We start from the raw sequence: 307 nt of genomic DNA on the forward strand, positions 1-307 counted from the left end.
CAGATTAATTTTCATGAGCGCGATCATGATCTGATACAAATGAAAAATCAAGCATCTTCAATGACGACGGATATAGAAGGTGATATACGAAAACTGCCGTACAAATCGTCAATGAAGCTTTAGAACATGGAATCACGCTGTTTGTTGTCAATAACCAGCTGAAATATCGGACCACGCGCGACAATATACCACCGGAATTGCTCAGCGAATGGAAAAGCCATAAACAAGAGCTAGTACTACAGCCGTAATCCATCATGTGCCATGATAGGGCTCTTCTTCCTTAAATAAAAGGCGGTGTCACATGCCA

The 307-nt window shown here is 41.7% G+C and carries 1 pseudogene; it reads left to right on the forward strand.

The window, feature by feature from the left end:
• Window positions 1-104: 104 nt before the first annotated feature.
• Window positions 105-236, forward strand: a pseudogene (locus NXS07_RS22020) (TubC N-terminal docking domain-related protein); the annotation flags it as partial.
• Between the last annotated feature and the right edge of the window lie 71 nt (window positions 237-307).

Source organism: Xenorhabdus bovienii (assembly GCF_024721015.1).
GTDB lineage: Bacteria > Pseudomonadota > Gammaproteobacteria > Enterobacterales > Enterobacteriaceae > Xenorhabdus > Xenorhabdus bovienii.